This is a genomic window from Streptomyces sp. NPDC088261 (genome assembly GCF_044740805.1).
Lineage (GTDB): Bacteria > Actinomycetota > Actinomycetes > Streptomycetales > Streptomycetaceae > Streptomyces.
Window position 1 is genome coordinate 234,593 of the sequence record NZ_JBIURL010000005.1, and the last position, 18,218, is coordinate 252,810.

Here is an 18,218-nt window from a genome sequence, read left to right on the forward strand (position 1 = left end):
CCACGAGGGGCGAGATCCCGGTCCGGCTCTTGTCCGTCCCGGAATCGCAGGCTAGCTTCATACCTTATAGAAAGCGCTTGCTACGGCCGTATGGAGGGAACTTCGTGACACGCAGGACAGTGCGGATCGCCATGAACGGCGTCACGGGGCGGATGGGGTACCGGCAGCACCTGCTGCGCTCCGTCCTCGCGATCCGCGAAGAAGGCGGCCTGGACCTCGGCGGCGGCGACGTCCTCTGGCCGGAGCCGGTGCTCGTCGGGCGCCGCGCACACGCCCTGAAGGAGATCGCCGAGCGCCACGGCCTCACCGAATGGTCGACGGACCTCGACGCCGTCCTGGCGGACGACACGATCTCCCTCTATTTCGACGCACAGGTCACTTCGGCCCGCGTCGAGTCCATCAAAAAGGCCATCGCCGCCGGCAAGCACATCTACACGGAGAAGCCGACCGCCGCCGACCTCGCCGGCGCCCTCGACCTGGCCAGGCTCGCCCGCAGCGCCGGAATCAAGCACGGCGTCGTCCAGGACAAGATCTTCCTGCCGGGCCTGCTCAAGCTCAAGCGCCTCATCGACGGCGGCTTCTTCGGCCAAATCCTCTCCGTACGGGGGGAGTTCGGCTACTGGGTCTTCGAGGGCGACTGGCAGGACCCCCAGCGCCCCTCCTGGAACTACCGCGCCGAGGACGGCGGTGGCATCACCGTCGACATGTTCCCGCACTGGGAGTACGTGCTCCACGAACTCTTCGGCCGCGTCACCACCGTCCAGGCGCACATCACCACCCACATCCCCGAGCGCTGGGACGAGCGGGGCAAGCCGTACGCCGCCACCGCCGACGACGCCGCCTACGGCATCTTCCAGCTGGCGGGCGGCGTGGTCGCCCAGATCAACTCCGCCTGGTCGGTACGGGTCAACCGCGACGAACTGGTGGAGTTCCAGGTCGACGGTACGCACGGCTCGGCGGTCGCCGGTCTGCGCCGCTGCCGCGTGCAGCACCGCAGCGCCACCCCCAAGCCGGTGTGGAACCCGGACCTCCCCGTCACCGAGTCCTTCCGCGACCAGTGGCAAGAGGTGCCGGACAACGGGGAGTTCGGCAACGGCTTCAAGGCGCAGTGGGAACTGTTCCTGCGCCACCTCGCGCTCGACGAGCCGTACCGCTGGGACCTCCTCGCGGGCGCGCGCGGGGTCCAACTCGCCGAGCTGGGACTGCGGTCCTCGGCGGAGGGCCGCCGCTTCGACGTACCGGAGCTGACCCTGTGACCCTCCGACTGCCTTCCGCCGGAGGGGAGTTGCGTACGTACACACCCCGCGAGGAGCCCGCTCACTTCGTCCTGGACTCACCCCGTCCCACCACCCCCCTCGCCTCCCGTACGGTCTTCTCGGCGGCGCACGTCGTCGCCGACCCCTACGCCGACACCAGCCCCGACGCGCCCGCCGCCGTCGACTGGGACGCGACGCTCGCCTTCCGCCGCCACCTCTGGTCGCACGGGCTCGGGGTCGCGGAGGCCATGGACACCGCCCAGCGCGGCATGGGACTGGACTGGGCGGGCGCCGCCGAGCTGATCCGGCGTACCGCCACTGAGGCGAAGGCGGTCGGCGGCCGTATCGCCTGCGGGGTCGGTACCGACCAACTGCCGCCAGGCGCACACACCTTGGACGAGGTGAGGGCCGCGTACGAGAAGCAGCTCGCCCTCGTCGAGGCGACCGGCTCGCAGGCCATCCTCATGGCGTCGCGCGCACTCGCGGCGGCGGCCACGGGCCCCGACGACTATCTCCACCTCTACGGGCACCTCCTGCGCCAGGCGGCGGAGCCCGTCGTACTGCACTGGCTCGGACCGATGTTCGATCCCGCGCTCGACGGGTACTGGGGCAGTGGGGATCTCGACACCGCCACCGAGACGTTCCTCCAGGTCATCGCCGCCCGTCCCGACAAGATCGACGGCATCAAGGTCTCGCTGCTGGACGCCGGGCGGGAGATCGAGCTGCGCCGCCGGCTGCCCCGGGGCGTGCGCTGCTACACGGGCGACGACTTCAACTACCCCGAGCTGATCGCCGGTGACGAACAGGGCTTCAGCCACGCCCTGTTGGGGATCTTCGACCCGCTGGGTCCGGTGGCGGCGGAGGCGGTACGGGTCCTGGATACGGGCGACACGAAGGGTTTCCGCGAACTGCTCGATCCCACGGTGGAGTTGTCGCGCCACCTGTTCCAACCCCCCACCCGCTTCTACAAGACGGGCGTGGTGTTCCTGGCGTGGCTGGCGGGCCACCAGGACCACTTCACGATGGTCGGCGGACTCCAGTCGGCGCGTTCGCTGCCGCATCTGGCACGGGCGTACGAACTGGCGGACGGACTGGGCCTGTTCCCGGACCCGGCGGTCGCCGAGGCGCGGATGGGGTCGCTGCTGGACGTGTACGGAGTGGGCCGATGACGGAAGATCCGAGCAGCACCGCCGCCGCCGCCCCGACTGCCGCCACCCCCACCCCCGACCTCAGCCGCTTCAGCATCAACCAGATGACGGTGAGGCAACTCCCCCTCCCGCAACTGACCGAGGCGTGCGTACGCCTCGGAATCCCCGGAGTCGGCCTGTGGCGTGCGCCTGTTCAGGAGTACGGAGTCGAGGCCGCGGCCCGGCTCGTACGGGACGCCGGGCTCGCCGTCACCACCCTCTGCCGGGGCGGGTTCCTCACCGCGATCGACCCGGCGGGACGCGCCGAGGCGCTGGCCGACAACCGGGCGGCGATCGACGAGGCGGTGGCCCTCGGCACGGACACGCTGGTGCTCGTCTCCGGCGGACTGCCGCCCGGCAGCCGGGACTTGGCCGGGGCCCGGGAGCGGATCGCCGACGCGCTCGCCGAGTTGGCCCCGTACGCCGGTGAACGGGGTGTCCGGCTCGCGATCGAGCCGCTGCACCCGATGTTCGCGTCGGACCGGTGTGTGGTCTCCACGCTCGACCAGGCCCTCGAACTGGCCGAACGCTTCCCGGCGGAACAGGTCGGCGTGGTCGTGGACACGTACCACGTCTGGTGGGACGACCGGGCGCCCGCGGCCGTCGCCCGCGCCGCCGACCGTGTGTTCTCCTTCCAACTGGCCGACTGGACCACCCCCCTTCCCGCCGGAGTCCTGAACGGCCGCGGCCAGCTCGGCGACGGATCGGTCGACCTGCGCGCCTGGCGCGCCCTGGTGGACGCGGCCGGCTACGACGGGCCGATCGAGGTGGAGCTGTTCAACGACGAGCTGTGGAAGAGGGACGGCGTGGAGCTGCTGACGGAGGTCGTGGAGCGGTACGTGACGCACTCCCTCTAGGAAATCCCCCCGCCTCAGCCGTCAATGACGCGGACTCAGAAAAATAACGCTGCGAAATCGTGCAACCATCCCCGCGTGAGATGAGTCGTACACGTCGGCAAGGTTTTCGGGGGACGGATCCGGGGGGATCACGAAGCCTCGCCGACGGGGGGAGCGCGCGGGGCCCGGTCTTCTGACCGGGCCCCCAGTAGCGCGCGCCGGGGCGTGCGGAGAGGCGTACGACGGGAGTTATCCACAGGCCGGGCGCGATGTCGGAATCCGGCGGTAGCGTCGGTTCATGCCCAACCAGTCCCCTCGTCCGACCGCCACGCCGACCGCGACCCCCTCTTCCTCCCCCTCCCCCTCCCCCTCTCCGTCCTTCTCCTTCGCCGTGCTCGAAGCCGTCCTCGAGCGCATCACGTACGCGAACGAGGAGAACGGCTACACGGTCGCCCGGGTCGACACCGGCCGGGGCGGTGACCTTCTCACCGTCGTCGGCGCTCTCCTCGGCGCCCAGCCGGGCGAGTCGCTGCGGATGGAGGGGCGCTGGGCCTCGCACCCCCAGTACGGCAAGCAGTTCACGGTGGAGAACTACACGACGGTCCTGCCCGCCACCATCCAGGGCATCCGCCGTTACCTCGGCTCCGGCCTGATCAAGGGCATCGGCCCGCGCATCGCGGACCGGATCGTGGAGCACTTCGGGCTGGACACCCTGGACATCATCGAGGAGGCGCCGAAGAGGCTCGTGGAAGTCCCGGGGCTGGGTCCCAAACGGACGAAGATGATCGCCGCCGCCTGGGAGGAACAGAAGGCGATCAAGGAGGTCATGATCTTCCTCCAGGGGGTCGGCGTCTCCACCTCCATCGCGGTGCGGATCTACAAGAAGTACGGGGACGCCTCGATCTCGGTGGTCAGGAACGAGCCGTACCGCCTGGCGGCCGACGTCTGGGGCATCGGCTTCCTCACCGCCGACCGGATCGCGCAGGCCGTCGGCATCCCGCACGACAGCCCGGAGCGGGTCAAGGCCGGCCTCCAGTACGCGCTGTCGCAGTCCACCGACCAGGGGCACTGCTTCCTGCCCGAGGAGCGGCTCATCGCGGACGCCGTGAAGCTGCTCCAGGTCGACACGGGCCTGGTCATCGAGTGCCTGGCCGAGCTGACGACGGAGGACGAGGGGGCGGTGCGCGAGCGCGTGCCGGGGCCGGACGGCGGGGAGCCGGTCAACGGGGTCTATCTGGTCCCGTTCCACCGCGCGGAGCTGTCCCTCTCCGCCCAGGTGCTCCGGCTGCTGCGGACCGGTGAGGACCGCATGCCGGCCTTCCGGGACGTCGCGTGGGACAAGGCGCTGGCGTGGCTCGCCGGCCGTACGGGCGCGGAGCTGGCGCCCGAGCAGCGGCAGGCGGTCCGGCTGGCGCTGACGGAGAAGGTCGCCGTCCTCACGGGCGGGCCCGGCTGCGGGAAGTCGTTCACGGTCCGCTCGATCGTGGAGCTGGCGCGCGCGAAGAAGGCCAAGGTGGTGCTGGCGGCCCCCACCGGGCGCGCGGCCAAGCGGCTGGCCGAGCTGACGGGCGCCGAGGCGTCCACGGTGCACCGGCTGCTGGAGCTGAAACCGGGCGGGGACGCGGCGTACGACAGGGAACGACCCCTGGACGCGGACCTGGTGGTCGTGGACGAGGCGTCGATGCTGGACCTGCTGCTGGCCAACAAGCTGGTGAAGGCGGTGGCGCCGGGCGCGCACCTCCTGCTGGTGGGGGATGTCGACCAGCTGCCGTCGGTCGGGGCGGGGGAGGTGCTGCGCGATCTGCTGGCGGAGGGCGGGCCCGTGCCGCAGGTCCGGCTCACCCGGATCTTCCGCCAGGCCCAGCAGTCGGGCGTGGTCACCAACGCCCACCGGATCAACTCGGGGGTGCATCCGATCACCGAGGGCCTCTCCGACTTCTTCCTCTTCGTGGAGGACGAGACGGAGGACGCGGGCCGCGTCACGGTGGAGGTCGCGGCCCGCCGGATCCCCGCGAAGTTCGGGCTGGACCCGCGGCGTGACGTCCAGGTGCTGGCCCCGATGCACCGCGGGCCGGCCGGCGCGGGGGCGCTGAACGGTCTGCTCCAGCAGGCCATCACGCCGGGCCGCCCCGACCTGCCGGAGAAGCGGCTCGGCGGCCGGGTGTTCCGGGTGGGCGACAAGGTCACCCAGATCCGCAACAACTACGAGAAGGGGGAGAACGGCGTCTTCAACGGCACGGTCGGGGTCGTCACCTCGCTGAATCTGGAGGACCAGCGGCTCACGGTGCTGACCGACGAGGACGAAGAGGTGCCGTACGACTTCGACGAGCTGGACGAGCTGGCGCACGCGTACGCGATGACGATCCACCGGTCCCAGGGCAGTGAGTACCCGGCCGTGGTCATCCCGGTCACGACGGGGGCCTGGGTGATGCTCCAGCGCAATCTCCTCTACACCGCCGTCACCCGGGCCAAGAAACTCGTGGTGCTGGTCGGCTCGCGCAAGGCCATAGGGCAGGCGGTGCGGACGGTCTCGGCAGGCCGGCGTTTCACCGCCCTCGACCACCGCCTGTCGGGCGTTTCGCTCTCCGGCGACCGGCCCGCCGTACGCAACTGAGCGCGTGGACTTTCAGAACGGGTGCGAAGAGGGCAGGATGAACAGGTTCGCGGCACTGAGTGCCGCGGATAGGCCTAATGGCCGACCCCGAGTGCACTCTCCTGAGCCAAATGGGGGATGGTAGAGACAGTCAGGGCACCTCGAAGAAGAGGCACTACGTCGGTGAGGGATGACGTGAGCGAGAAACGCGACAACGACGCGAACGACGCGGTAGTACTGCGGTACGGCGACGGCGAGTACACCTATCCGGTGATCAACAGCACCGTCGGCGATTCGGGCTTCGACATCGGAAAGCTCCGTGCTCAGACCGGCCTGGTGACACTGGACAGCGGGTACGGCAACACCGCCGCCTACAAGTCCGGGATCACCTACCTCGACGGCGAGGAAGGCATCCTCCGTTATCGCGGTTACCCCATCGAACAGCTGGCCGAGCGGTCCAGCTTCGTCGAGGTGGCGTACCTGCTGATCAACGGCGAGCTTCCGACCGTCGACCAGCTGGCCTCGTTCAAGAACGAGATCACCCAGCACACGCTGCTGCACGAGGACGTCAAGCGTTTCTACGACGGCTTCCCGCGCGACGCGCACCCGATGGCGATGCTGTCCTCCGTGGTCAGCGCGTTGTCGACGTTCTACCAGGACAGCCACAACCCGTTCGACGAGAAGCAGCGCCACCTCTCGACGATCCGGCTGCTCGCCAAGCTTCCGACGATCGCGGCGTACGCGTACAAGAAGTCGATCGGCCACCCCTTCGTCTACCCGCGCAACGACCTCGGGTACGTCGAGAACTTCCTGCGGATGACGTTCTCCGTGCCCGCGCAGGAGTACGTGCCGGACCCGGTCGTGGTCGCCGCGCTCGACAAGCTCTTCATCCTGCACGCGGACCACGAGCAGAACTGTTCGACGTCCACCGTGCGCCTGGTCGGCTCCTCGCAGGCGAACATGTTCGCCTCGATCTCCGCGGGCATCAGCGCCCTGTGGGGCCCCCTGCACGGCGGCGCCAACGCCTCGGTCCTGGAGATGCTCGAAGGCATCCAGGCGGCCGGCGGCGACGTCGACTCCTTCATCCGCAAGGTGAAGAACAAGGAAGACGGCGTGAAGCTCATGGGCTTCGGGCACCGCGTCTACAAGAACTTCGACCCCCGGGCGAAGATCATCAAGGCGGCGGCGCACGACGTCCTGTCGGCGCTCGGCAAGTCCGACGAGCTGCTGGACATCGCGCTCAAGCTGGAGGAGCACGCGCTGGCCGACGAGTACTTCGTCGAGCGCAAGCTCTACCCGAACGTGGACTTCTACACCGGCCTGATCTACCGGGCCATGGGCTTCCCGACCGAGATGTTCACCGTGCTCTTCGCGATCGGCCGGCTGCCCGGCTGGATCGCCCAGTGGCACGAGATGATCAAGGAGCCGGGATCCCGCATCGGCCGTCCCCGCCAGATCTACACCGGCGAGGTCCTGCGCGACTTCGTCCCGGTCGAGGGCCGCTGACCGCACGCGGCACGCGCCACGTGGGACACCACACGCGGCGCGCAGCACAACGAAAAGCGCCCCGCCGCCGATCCCCCCACGGGTCGGCGAGCGGGGCGCTCTCCATATCCCCGGATGCGGATTCCCCCCACGGGATCCGGACCGGGCGTCTGCTGAAACCACAGCGGGCTTCTCGCCGCGCTCTGACCGGGGTACGTACGTACGGGAGGGCCGCTCAAAGCTCCCCGCGGTGCACGTGCCCCGGTCGATCGCGCCTGTCCGGAACGTCCCCCAAGACGTTCCATGACATGCCTTCGAACGTCCCCCAAGACGTTCTCCGGCATCGCCTTCTAAGACACGCGAGCTGCCCGAATGGTTACCCCTCAATCTATGTGATCTAGATCTCTTTGTGAAGGTCTTGTGGCTCACATGTAGAGCTACAGGCCATCGAGGTCAAAAACCACGGAATCAAGGGGTCAACCCACACCCGGACCTACGATTATGTGACTGTCGACGGTCAGGCGTGCTCGACCAGCTCGTATCCCGCCTCGTCCACGGCCGCGCGTACGGCGCTCTCGTCCAGTACCGATTCGGACACGACTGTCACCTGGCCGGTGGCCGCCGTGGCCCGGACGGACGTGACGCCCTCGATCGCGGAGATCTCGCCGGAGACGGCGCCTTCGCAATGGCCGCAGCTCATGCCCTTGACCTGGTAGACGGTGGTGACTCCGCCGGAGGTCTCGGTCGAGTCGGTCGTCGTCTCGGTGGTCATGGTGTTCTCCTCTTCGAGAGCATTCGACAGCATCGGTACCCGCTTCGGGGGGTGCCGGGAGAGCGCGGGAATCGCGTGACGCCGATCCCGTGACGCCCGACTCCTCGAACTTTACCCCTAGGGGGTATGAAAGCGAAGCCGGGGGTCACCCCCGCGCGCCCCCGTGCCCCGCCGCCTGCCCCATCCCGTCCGGCGACGGTCCGGCGGGCACGCCCTGGCAGCCCGCCTCGCCCACGAGCGGGCTCAGGTAGCGGTGGAGGACGGACTTCAGCTCCTTCGCGTACGCCTCGCGCTCGGCGCCCTCGTGGCCGGGGGTCTCGGAGCCCTGGAGCAGTACGGCGAAGGCGGGGTTCGCCTGGTTGAACTCGATGAGCGGGTCGAGGACGGCGTCCAGCAGCTCGTCCAGCGGCAGGTTCAGGTGCGCGGGCAGGAACGCCTGGCCGTACGTCTCGCGCCAGCGCCGCAGCAGTTGGTCGCCCAGCTCGACGGCGATGGCTTCCTTGTTCGGGAAGAACTGGTAGAGCGTGCCGGGCGAGACCCCCGCCTCCCGGGCGATGGAGTTGGTGCTCGCCGCGGTGTAGCCGGTGGTGCAGAAGACATTGGCCGCCGCGTCGAGCAACTGGGCGATGCGGCGCTCGCCCTGGGCCTCGGGATAGCCCTCGCCGTGATCATGGACGCGATGGTGGTGCGCAGCCTCCTCGTCCCCGCGGTGATGAGGCTGACGGGCAGGGCGACCTGGTGGGCGCCGGGGCCGCTGCGCCGCTTCCACGACCGGTTCGGCCTCAGCGAGGGCGCGGGCGCGGGGGAGCCGGTGACGGATGCCCCGGACGGCGGGCAGTCACCCGTACGGGACCGGGACACGGCGGGTGTGTGAGACCCGGCGGGCCCGTACCGATGAGCGGTACGGGCCCGGCCGGTTCATCGCCCCCTTCGTCCGGGCCGTCGGTCCGTCAGGTCCGGCGTATCAGGATCATCTGGACCCTCTGTTGCCGGGCCGGTTGGCGACCCAGGTGCGGACGGTGTCCGCGTACCAGTAGGGCTTGCCGTTCTCCACGTGGTCGGGCGGCGGGAGCAGTCCGTGTTTCCGGTACGAGCGGACGGTGTCCGGCTGCACCCGGATGTGCGCCGCGATCTCCTTGTACGACCAGAGTCCTTTGTCCGTCATCAGTGGCACCTCCTTGCGTCCGCCGCAGGGGCGGCCTGTGGGGCCGTCGGGGGAGCTGCGGCAGAGACGCTGGCGATCACTCAGCCTGTGCCCGATGAACGACGGAGAGTGATGAGGAGACTGGGTCTGTCGCCCCCCTGTGACGGAAGACCCGCGTAATGGAGATATGTGTGACAGAAAGGGGATTCTTGTGACACATACGGCACATGATCGCCCGAGAGGCCGGGGGCGCCCAGCGGTGCTTCGGTGGCGCCGGTCTCAGACCCCGCAGCTCCGCAGGAAGCGGCGGGTGCGGGTGGCGATGGGGAAGGGCTTGTCCGGCGGGCAGGGGTACATGTCCTGCTCGACGATGGCGAAGAGGTCGACGTCCAGCCGCTGCGCCGCCGCCAGCACCGGCTCCAGCGCCGGGATACCGGCGGGCGGTTCGCACATGACGCCCCGCCCGACGGCCGGCCCGAACGGCACCTCGTGGGCCACGACCTCGGCGAGGATCTCCGGGTCGACCTGCTTGAGGTGCAGGTAGCCGATGCGTTCGCCGTACGTCTCCATCAGCTTGACGCTGTCGCCGCCGCAGTAGGCGTAGTGCCCGGTGTCCAGGCAGAGCGAGACGAGTTCCGGGTCGGTGGAGTCCAGGAAGCGGTTGACGTTCTCCTCGGTGTCGACGTGGGTGTCGGCGTGCGGGTGGACGACGATCCGCAGGCCGTAACGGTCGCGCACCTCGCGGCCCAGGCGTTCGGTCTGCGTCGTCAGGTCGCGCCACTGCTCCGGGGTGAGGGTCCGGTCCTCCAGCACCTCACCGGTCTTGTCGTCGCGCCAGAAGGCCGGGATGACCACCAGATGGTCGGCGCCCATCGCCCGGGTGAGTGCCGCGATGTCCGAGACGTGTTCCCAGGTCTTCTCCCAGACCGAGGGGCCGTGGTGCAGCCCGGTGAAGACCGTCCCGGCCGAGACCTTCAGCCCGCGCTTCGCGGTCTCCTCGCCCAACACGTCGGGATCGGTCGGCAGATAGCCGTACGGGCCGAGCTCGATCCACTCGTAGCCGGCCTCGGACACCTCGTCGAGGAAACGCCGCCAGGGCACCTGTCGCGGGTCGTCGGGAAACCACACCCCCCACGAATCGGGGGCCGACCCGACGCGGATGCGGTTCAGTGGGGGTACGGATGAAGTCATAACGGTCAGCTTTCCGGCCATTCGGAAAGAGTGTCAAGCCTTCGTCCGAATGTCAGGACAAAACATTGACAGGGCGCGTGGCGGAGCACTACACCTGGGGTTGCCGAGACCGGAGGAACACATATGCCCGAGCCGTACGAGCCGTACGACGTCATCACCATGGGGCGGATCGGGGTCGACCTCTATCCCCTCAGGACCGGGGTCCCGCTGGCCCAGGTGGACACCTTCGGTAAGTTCCTGGGCGGCTCCGCGACCAACGTGGCCGTCGCCTCCGCGCGCCTGGGCCGCCGTACCGCCGTCATCACCCGCACCGGCCGGGACGCCTTCGGGGACTATCTCCACCAGGCCCTCGGGGAGTTCGCGGTGGACGACCGCTGGGTGACGCCGGTCGACCGGTACCCGACCCCGGTCACCTTCTGCGAGATCTTCCCCCCGGACGACTTCCCGCTCTACTTCTACCGCGAGCCCAAGGCCCCCGACCTGGAGATCCATCCGCACGAACTGGACCTGGACGCCATCAGGTCCGCCCGGATCTTCTGGATGACCGGCACCGGCCTGTGCGCGGAGCCCAGCCGTACGGCCACCCTCGCCGCGCTGGAGGCACGCGCCCGGGGCGGGATCACCGTCTTCGACCTCGACTGGCGGCCGATGTTCTGGCCCGGGGGCGGTGAGCCGGGCCAGGACCGGAGCGAGAGCGCGGAGCCGGGCCAGGACCAGGCCGCCGCCGCCCGTGAGGTCTACGCGCGGGCGCTGCGGCACGCCACCGTCGCCGTCGGCAACCTGGACGAGTGCGAGGTGGCCGTCGGGGAGCGGGAGCCGTACGCCGCCGCCCGCGCGCTGCTCGCCGCGGGCGTCGAGCTGGCCGTCGTCAAACAGGGCCCCAAGGGCGTCCTCGCGGTCCACCGCGACGGCACCACCGCCGAAGTACCCCCCGTCCCCGTCGACGTGGTCAACGGACTCGGTGCCGGTGACGCGTTCGGCGGCGCCCTCTGCCACGGCCTGCTGGCCGGCTGGGATCTGGAGCAGACCATGAGATACGCGAACGCCGCGGGCGCGATCGTCGCCGGCCGCCTCGCCTGTTCGTCCGCCATGCCGTACGACGGCGAGGTCACCCAGGTCCTCGCCGGCGGACCGATGCCGGCCGAGCCCGAAAGGGACGCCTCATGAGCCGCGTCGACGTGTCGGACCTGGTCCGGCTGCGCACCCACCACCCCGAGGCCGTCGCCGAGGCCGCCGCCCGGCGGGTCAGGCGCCCCCTGATCCGCTCCACGGGCCGGCTGATGATCATCGCCGCCGACCACCCCGCCCGGGGCGCCCTCGCCGTCGGTGACCGCCGCCTCGCCATGGCCAACCGCGCCGACCTGCTGGAGCGGCTCTGCCTGGCCCTCTCCCGCCCCGGCGTGGACGGCGTCCTGGCCACCGCCGACATCCTGGACGACCTGCTGCTCCTCGGCGCCCTGGAGGACCGGGTCGTCATCGGCTCGATGAACCGCGGCGGCCTCGCCGGCGCCGCCTTCGAGCTGGACGACCGCTTCACGGGCCACCGCCCCGAGGACCTGGCCCGCTCCGGCTTCGACGCCGGCAAGCTGCTGCTCCGTATCGACTACCAGGACAGCGCGTCGGTCGGCACCCTCCACTCCGCCGCCCGCGCCGTCGACGCCATGGCCGAGCGCCGGCTCCCCGTCTTCGTCGAGCCGTTCATCTGCCGCCGCGAGAACGGCCGGCTCCGCACGGACCTGTCCGCCGAGGCGGTGACGCGCTCGATAGCCATCGCCTCGGGACTCGGCGGTACCTCCGCGTACACCTGGCTGAAGCTTCCCGTTACCCAGGACCCGGACGATATGGCCCGGGTGATGGAGACCTCGACGCTCCCGGCGGTCCTGCTGGGCGGCGAGATCGGCGACGACCAGGAGGGCGCGTACGAGAAGTGGCGCAAGGCGCTGCAACTGCCCACCGTGCAGGGCCTGGTGGTGGGCCGTTCGCTGCTCTATCCGGTCGACGGGGACGTGGCCGCGGCGGTCGACACCGCCGTCGGACTGCTCTAGGAGGGTACGGACACCCCATGACGAACCATCACGACCGGTCGTCCGGCCGCCACGTGCGGGCGGGCGGTTCGGCACGCGGCCCCTACGCCCTGGACATCGACCCCGAGCGGGCCGGCTGGGCCCACAGCGCCCTGCGTGTCCTGGAGTTGCCCCCGGGCGGTTCCCACACCCTCGCCACGGGGGACAGTGAATGGATCGTGCTTCCGCTCACCGGCGGTTGTACGGTGCACACGGAGGGCGAGTTTTTTGAACTGCTGGGCAGGGAAAGCGTGTTCGGCGGGGTCACCGACTTCGCGTACGTACCGCGCGATGCCCATGCGCAGATCGCCTCCGGTGCGGGAGGCCGCTTCGCCCTGGCAGGAGCGAAGTGCGAGCGACGACTCCCCGCTCGCTACGGCCCCGCGCCGGAGGTTCCGGTCGAGCTGCGCGGCGCGGGCGACTGCTCGCGCCAGGTCAACAACTTCGCCGCCGCCGGTGTCTTCGAGTGCGACCGGCTCATCGCGGTCGAGGTGCTGACGCCGGGCGGCAACTGGTCGTCCTACCCGCCGCACAAGCACGACGAGCACACGCCCGGCGTCGAGTCCGAGCTGGAGGAGATCTACTACTTCGAGATCGACCCGGGGGGTACGGGCGGAAGCCGCAGCACCGACGCCCTCGGCTACCACCGGGTCTCGCCCTCCCGCCCCGGCGGTACGGACGTCCTCGCCGAGGTCCGTACGGGCGACGCCGTCCTCATCCCCGACGGCTGGCACGGCCCGTCCATCGCCGCGCCCGGCCAGGACATGTACTACCTCAACGTGATGGCGGGACCCGGGGAGTCCCGGGAGTGGCTGATCCGGGACCACCCCGACCACGGCTGGATCCGCGACACCTGGCCCGACCAGCCCGTGGACCCGCGCCTGCCGCTGTACGAGGCCACGGCCGCGCCGCGCACCGACCCCCGCGCCACCACCGCCGGAAACCGAGCCGAGGAGGACCCCCGATGAGCACGCGCCGTCTCACCGTCGCCCAAGCGCTGATCACGTTCCTCGCCCGCCAGTACAGCGAGCGGGACGGCCACCGCCAGCGGTTGATCCCCGCGACCTGGGGCATCTTCGGGCACGGCAACGTGGCGGGTATCGGCCAAGCCCTTGTCGAGTCCGGCGGGGACATGAGGTACTTGCAGGGACGAAACGAACAGGCCATGGTGCACGCCGCGGTGGGGTACGCCCGCCAGAGCAACCGCCTCTCCGCGCACGCCGTGACCACCTCCATCGGCCCCGGCGCCACCAATCTCGTCACCGGCGCCGCCCTCGCCACGATCAACCGCCTGCCCGTGTTGCTGCTCCCCGGCGACACCTTCGCCACCCGTCCCGCCGACCCCGTCCTCCAGCAGCTCGAAGCCCCCTCCGCGGGCGACGTCACCGTCAACGACGCCCTGCGGCCGGTCTCCCGCTACTTCGACCGCGTCAGCCGCCCCGAGGCGCTGATCCCGGCCGCGCTCGCCGCGATGCGCGTCCTCAGCGACCCGGCCGAGACCGGCGCGGTCACGCTCGCGCTGCCGCAGGACGTACAGGCGGAGGCGTTCGACTGGCCGGAGGAGTTCTTCGCCGAGCGCGTCTGGCGGGTGCGCCGGCAGGCGCCCGATCCGTACGAACTGGCCGAAGCGGTACGGCTCGTACGGGCAGCGCGCCGCCCGCTGCTCGTCGCGGGCGGCGGGGTCCACCACAGCCGCGCGGAGGACGCCCTGGCCGCGTTCGCCGACGCGACCGGGGTGCCCGTCGCCTCCACCCAGGCGGGCAAGGGCTCCCTGCGCTTCGACCACCCCGGCGACGTCGGCGCCATCGGCCACACCGGCACCGCCACCGCCGACGAACTGGCCAGGACCGCCGACCTGGTGATCGGGGTCGGCACGCGCTGGTCGGACTTCTCGACCGCGTCCGCCACCCTCTTCGCCCACCCCGAGGTCCGTTTCCTCAACATCAACGTCACCGGCTTCGACGCCCACAAGCTGGCGGCGGACCCGCTGGTGGCGGATGCCCGTACGGCACTGGAAGGGCTGACCGAAGGGCTCGCGGGCCACCGCGTCGACCCCGCCTACGCGGCGGAGTACGCGGAGGACAAGGAGCGTTGGGAACAGCGCGTGGACGCCGCCCTGTCCGCCGACGAGGAGCTGACCCGGCCCACCCAGGCCCAGGTCCTCGGCGCGCTGGACGCGCTGGTGACGGACGAGGACATCGTCATCAACGCGGCCGGTTCGCTCCCCGGTGACCTGCACAAGCTGTGGCGGGCCCGCTCCCGCGACCAGTACCACGTGGAGTACGGCTACTCCTGCATGGGATACGAGCTCCCGGCCGCCATCGGCGTCCAGCTCGCCGCCCCGGGCCGGCCCGTCTGGGCGCTGGTCGGGGACGGAACGTACCTGATGAACCCGACCGAGATCGTCACGGCGGTCCAGGAGCGGCTGCCCCTCAAGGTCGTCCTGGTCCAGAACCACGGGTACGCCTCGATCGGCGGCCTGTCCGAGTCGGTCGGCTCGGAGGGGTTCGGTACGGCGTACCGCTTCCGGGCCGCGGACGGCACGTTCACCGGCGCCCCGCTGCCCGTCGATCTCGCCGCCAACGCGGCCTCGCTCGGGATGCGGGTGATCCGCGCCAAGACCGTCCGTGACCTGCGCGAAGCGCTGGCGGAGGCGCGCGCGGCCGAGGGCCCCACATGTGTCTACGTGGAGACCGAAACCGCAGACACAGTGTCGGGCGTGCCGGCGGCCCAGGCATGGTGGGATGTTCCCGTGGCGGAGACCGCGACCCGCGCGGCGGCGGTCGAGGCCCGTGAGGAGTACGACCGGCACACCCGGGCCCGGCGCCGCCATCTGTGAGCACGGTCCGTCGCCGCGATCGGTGAGTGCGATCTGTGAGCGCGTCCTGTGACCGCGATTTCTGAGGGAGTAACGCAATGAAGACCGTCCACCACTGGATCGGTGGCAAGACCGTCGAGGGCGCCTCGGGCAACTGGGGCCCCGTCACGGACCCGGCGACCGGAGCCGTCACCACCCAGGTCGCACTCGCCTCCGCCGAGGAGGTGGACGCGGCGGTCGCCGTCGCGAAGGCCGCGTATGCGACGTGGGGCACGTCGTCCCTCTCACAGCGGACGGGCATCCTCTTCCGCTACCGCGCCCTCCTCGACGCCCACCGCGACGACCTCGCCGCGCTGATCACCGCCGAGCACGGCAAGGTGCACTCCGACGCGCTCGGCGAGGTCGCGCGCGGCCTGGAGATCGTGGAGCTGGCCTGCGGGATCACCACGCAGCTCAAGGGCGAGCTGTCCACCCAGGTCTCCAGCCGGGTCGACGTCTCCTCGATCCGCCAGTCGCTCGGGGTGGTCGCGGGCATCACGCCGTTCAACTTCCCGGCGATGGTGCCGATGTGGATGTTCCCGCTGGCCGTCGCCTGCGGCAACACGTTCGTCCTCAAGCCCAGCGAGAAGGACCCGTCCGCCGCGAACCTCCTCGCCGAGCTGGCCTCGGAGGCCGGGCTGCCCGACGGGGTGCTGAACGTGGTGCACGGCGACCGGGTCGCGGTGGAGGCGCTGTTGGCGCACCCGGACATCGCGGCGGTCTCCTTCGTGGGGTCCACGCCGATCGCCCGGCACATCCACACGACGGCCTCCGCGAACCACAAGCGGGTCCAGGCCCTCGGCGGCGCCAAGAACCACATGCTGGTCCTCCCGGACGCCGACCTGGACGCGGCGGCGGACGCGGCGGTCTCGGCGGCGTACGGCTCCGCCGGTGAGCGCTGCATGGCCATTTCGGCGGTCGTCGCGGTCGGTGCGATCGGCGACGAACTGGTCGACAAGATCCGCGAGCGCGCCGAGAAGATCGTCATCGGCCCCGGCAACGACCCCGCCTCCGAGATGGGCCCGCTGATCACCAAGGCCCACCGCGACAAGGTCGCCTCGTACGTCACGGGCGCGGCGGCCCAGGGCGCGGAGGTCGTCCTCGACGGCACGGGCCACACGGTGGAGGGCTTCGAGGACGGCCACTGGATCGGCCTGTCCCTCCTCGACAAGGTCTCCACCGACTCGGACGCGTACCGCGACGAGATCTTCGGCCCGGTGCTGGTGGTGCTCCGGACGGAGACGTACGAGGAGGGCATCGCCCTCATCAACGCGTCGCCGTTCGGCAACGGCACGGCGATCTTCACCCGCGACGGCGGCGCCGCACGGCGCTTCCAGCTGGAGGTCGAGGCGGGCATGGTCGGCGTGAACGTGCCGATCCCGGTCCCGGTGGGCTACCACTCCTTCGGCGGCTGGAAGGACTCCCTCTTCGGCGACCACCACATCTACGGCAACGACGGCGTGCACTTCTACACGCGCGGCAAGGTCGTCACCACCCGCTGGCCGGACCCGTCCGAGGCCCCGGATGGCGTGGACCTGGGCTTCCCCCGTAACCACTGACGTACTCGCGGCGGCAGCCGAAGTCGCTTGCAGGCAAAAGCGCCTGACGGAGTACCAGATTGACCTGACGGCCCGTCGGATCCATCCGACGGGCCGTCGGACGTACCGCGCCGAAGCGCGATGGCTGGTGGCGTGATGCAGCCGCCCCAGACAAGGATCAATGCCTCACACGGGGACATCCCGCATGCCCCGGAACGCCGGGCGGCCGCCCCCTGATCACACCTGCCGGACGAGTCGGCGCGCCAACTGGGCCCCGTAAAAAGCTTGTTGGGCGAGTGGTGCGGCCAGAGGCCACCGGAGTCGACCCGGAGTCGATAGCGCCAGGTCGGAGCGGGGGTGAGGGGCACCTCGCGCCCGGCCAAGCTGTCAGCAGCAGTTCTGCCGAGAGCGTTGACAGAAGTTTATAACTTTGTAGAGTTCCGGCCATGGAATCGCCAGTCACCGTAGCGAGCGGGTTTCGGCCACTTGAGATCACCGTGGACCGGGACTCCCCGACGCCGCTGTACCACCAGGTCGCGGCGGCGATCAAAGAACAGATCCACGACGGACGTCTCGCCGCCGGTGAGCGCATCCAGCAGGAGCGCGATCTCGCGAAGACGCTGGGCGTCAGCCTCGCCCCGGTGCGCCAGGCGATCCTCGCGCTGGTGGCCGAGGGGTACCTGGCCCGTTCGCGCGGCCGGGGGACGTTCGTCTGCGAGCAGAAGGTCGACGAGCAGTTGTCGAGCCTTTCGAGCTTCTCGGACCTGCTGCGGGAGACCGGGCGGCCCTGGAGCCTCTCGGTGCTCGGTGCGTCGGTGGTCGAGGCGGACGAGAACGTCACCGCCGCGCTGGGGAGCCTGCCGGCGGGGATGCTGCACGTACGCCGTCTCGCGACGCTGGACGGCGAGCCGATCGCCCTGCTCAACGCGTACCTGGACGCGGGGCGGTTCGGCGCCCTGGCCGGCACCGATCTGTCCGGTTCGCTCTATCAGCGCCTCTCCCAGGACCACGGCGTCGAGATGGTGTCGGCCCGCAATCTCGTCGGAGCCGCGGAGCTGACCGCGCCGGACAGCGTGGTGCTCGGACTGCCCCGGCGCTCGATGGTGCTGGAGGTCGTCGCCGTCACGGCGGACCAGAACGACGTTCCGACCGAGTACTCGCGGGTGCTCTACCACCCCTCACGGTTCCGGTTCCAGATCGACAGCCATCGCCGCGACGACTCCGTCGTACGGCTCATCGGGCCGGTCGAAGACTGACCAACGCGCTTCCCCCGTACCGCTCTCGCGTCCCCCGTAC

16 protein-coding genes are annotated in these 18,218 nt (G+C 70.4%); 12 read left to right on the forward strand and 4 right to left on the reverse strand.

Going from position 1 to position 18,218, the window contains the following annotated elements; genetic code table 11:
• Nucleotides 1–104 precede the first annotated feature (104 nt).
• The 5 genes from ACIODU_RS12895 (at nucleotide 105) to ACIODU_RS12915 (ending at nucleotide 7,378) form a co-directional block, all read left to right on the forward strand.
• A complete protein-coding gene (locus ACIODU_RS12895; protein WP_401767094.1) occupies nucleotides 105–1,256 on the forward strand; it encodes a Gfo/Idh/MocA family protein in 1,152 nt (383 codons plus the stop codon).
• Complete coding sequence (locus ACIODU_RS12900; RefSeq protein ID WP_401767096.1) at nucleotides 1,253–2,425, forward strand: dihydrodipicolinate synthase family protein; 1,173 nt, start codon at nucleotides 1,253–1,255, stop codon at nucleotides 2,423–2,425. The genes ACIODU_RS12895 and ACIODU_RS12900 overlap by 4 nt, the downstream gene beginning before the upstream one ends.
• On the forward strand, nucleotides 2,422–3,300 hold the full coding sequence (locus tag ACIODU_RS12905; RefSeq protein ID WP_401767098.1) for a sugar phosphate isomerase/epimerase family protein: 879 nt from the start codon (nucleotides 2,422–2,424) through the stop codon (nucleotides 3,298–3,300). Before ACIODU_RS12900 ends, ACIODU_RS12905 begins: the two co-directional genes overlap by 4 nt.
• A 277-nt stretch (nucleotides 3,301–3,577) precedes the next feature.
• Nucleotides 3,578–5,893 carry an ATP-dependent RecD-like DNA helicase gene (locus ACIODU_RS12910; RefSeq protein ID WP_401767100.1) on the forward strand — a complete coding sequence of 772 codons (2,316 nt, stop codon included), beginning with the start codon at nucleotides 3,578–3,580 and terminating at the stop codon, nucleotides 5,891–5,893.
• A gap of 162 nt (nucleotides 5,894–6,055) precedes the next feature.
• Nucleotides 6,056–7,378: a citrate synthase gene (locus tag ACIODU_RS12915; RefSeq protein ID WP_161309812.1), complete on the forward strand. Its 1,323-nt coding sequence runs from the start codon at nucleotides 6,056–6,058 to the stop codon at nucleotides 7,376–7,378.
• 496 nt (nucleotides 7,379–7,874) lie between these two features.
• On the opposite strand, the gene ACIODU_RS12920 is transcribed toward ACIODU_RS12915, so the two are convergent.
• Together ACIODU_RS12920 and ACIODU_RS12925 are read right to left on the reverse strand one after the other, a co-directional pair.
• The gene (locus ACIODU_RS12920; protein ID WP_356427702.1) at nucleotides 7,875–8,129 is read right to left on the reverse strand and encodes a cation transporter; all 255 of its coding nucleotides are present in this window, start codon (nucleotides 8,127–8,129) and stop codon (nucleotides 7,875–7,877) included.
• Nucleotides 8,130–8,274: 145 nt separating this feature from the next.
• A complete protein-coding gene (locus ACIODU_RS12925) occupies nucleotides 8,275–8,898 on the reverse strand; it encodes a TetR/AcrR family transcriptional regulator (protein WP_401767103.1) in 624 nt (207 codons plus the stop codon).
• Here ACIODU_RS12925 and ACIODU_RS12930 point away from each other — a divergent pair.
• Complete coding sequence (locus ACIODU_RS12930; RefSeq protein WP_401767105.1) at nucleotides 8,809–9,003, forward strand: hypothetical protein; 195 nt, start codon at nucleotides 8,809–8,811, stop codon at nucleotides 9,001–9,003. The genes ACIODU_RS12925 and ACIODU_RS12930 overlap by 90 nt on opposite strands.
• 96 nt (nucleotides 9,004–9,099) lie before the next feature.
• Here the strand turns inward: ACIODU_RS12930 and ACIODU_RS12935 are convergent, their stop codons facing one another.
• Together ACIODU_RS12935 and ACIODU_RS12940 are read right to left on the reverse strand one after the other, a co-directional pair.
• Nucleotides 9,100–9,294 carry an AlpA family transcriptional regulator gene (locus ACIODU_RS12935; protein ID WP_161307998.1) on the reverse strand — a complete coding sequence of 65 codons (195 nt, stop codon included), beginning with the start codon at nucleotides 9,292–9,294 and terminating at the stop codon, nucleotides 9,100–9,102.
• A 258-nt stretch (nucleotides 9,295–9,552) separates the two neighbouring features.
• Nucleotides 9,553–10,464, reverse strand: coding sequence for a sugar phosphate isomerase/epimerase family protein (locus ACIODU_RS12940; RefSeq protein ID WP_401767107.1), 912 nt, complete (start codon nucleotides 10,462–10,464; stop codon nucleotides 9,553–9,555).
• Nucleotides 10,465–10,587: 123 nt separating this feature from the next.
• On the opposite strand from ACIODU_RS12940, the gene iolC reads away from it, so the two are divergent.
• The 6 genes from iolC (at nucleotide 10,588) to ACIODU_RS12970 (ending at nucleotide 18,178) form a co-directional block, all read left to right on the forward strand.
• The gene (gene iolC / locus ACIODU_RS12945) at nucleotides 10,588–11,631 is read left to right on the forward strand and encodes a 5-dehydro-2-deoxygluconokinase (RefSeq protein ID WP_401767109.1); all 1,044 of its coding nucleotides are present in this window, start codon (nucleotides 10,588–10,590) and stop codon (nucleotides 11,629–11,631) included.
• Nucleotides 11,628–12,509 carry a deoxyribose-phosphate aldolase gene (locus tag ACIODU_RS12950; protein WP_401767111.1) on the forward strand — a complete coding sequence of 294 codons (882 nt, stop codon included), beginning with the start codon at nucleotides 11,628–11,630 and terminating at the stop codon, nucleotides 12,507–12,509. The genes iolC and ACIODU_RS12950 overlap by 4 nt, the downstream gene beginning before the upstream one ends.
• A gap of 17 nt (nucleotides 12,510–12,526) precedes the next feature.
• Nucleotides 12,527–13,495 carry a 5-deoxy-glucuronate isomerase gene (gene iolB / locus ACIODU_RS12955; RefSeq protein ID WP_401767113.1) on the forward strand — a complete coding sequence of 323 codons (969 nt, stop codon included), beginning with the start codon at nucleotides 12,527–12,529 and terminating at the stop codon, nucleotides 13,493–13,495.
• Entirely contained in the window at nucleotides 13,492–15,366 is a 1,875-nt protein-coding gene (gene iolD / locus ACIODU_RS12960; protein WP_401767115.1) for a 3D-(3,5/4)-trihydroxycyclohexane-1,2-dione acylhydrolase (decyclizing), read from the forward strand. The genes iolB and iolD overlap by 4 nt, the downstream gene beginning before the upstream one ends.
• Nucleotides 15,367–15,443: 77 nt before the next feature.
• Complete coding sequence (locus ACIODU_RS12965) at nucleotides 15,444–16,943, forward strand: CoA-acylating methylmalonate-semialdehyde dehydrogenase (protein WP_401767117.1); 1,500 nt, start codon at nucleotides 15,444–15,446, stop codon at nucleotides 16,941–16,943.
• Nucleotides 16,944–17,368: 425 nt separating this feature from the next.
• The gene (locus ACIODU_RS12970) at nucleotides 17,369–18,178 is read left to right on the forward strand and encodes a GntR family transcriptional regulator (protein ID WP_356427683.1); all 810 of its coding nucleotides are present in this window, start codon (nucleotides 17,369–17,371) and stop codon (nucleotides 18,176–18,178) included.
• Nucleotides 18,179–18,218: the final 40 nt, after the last annotated feature.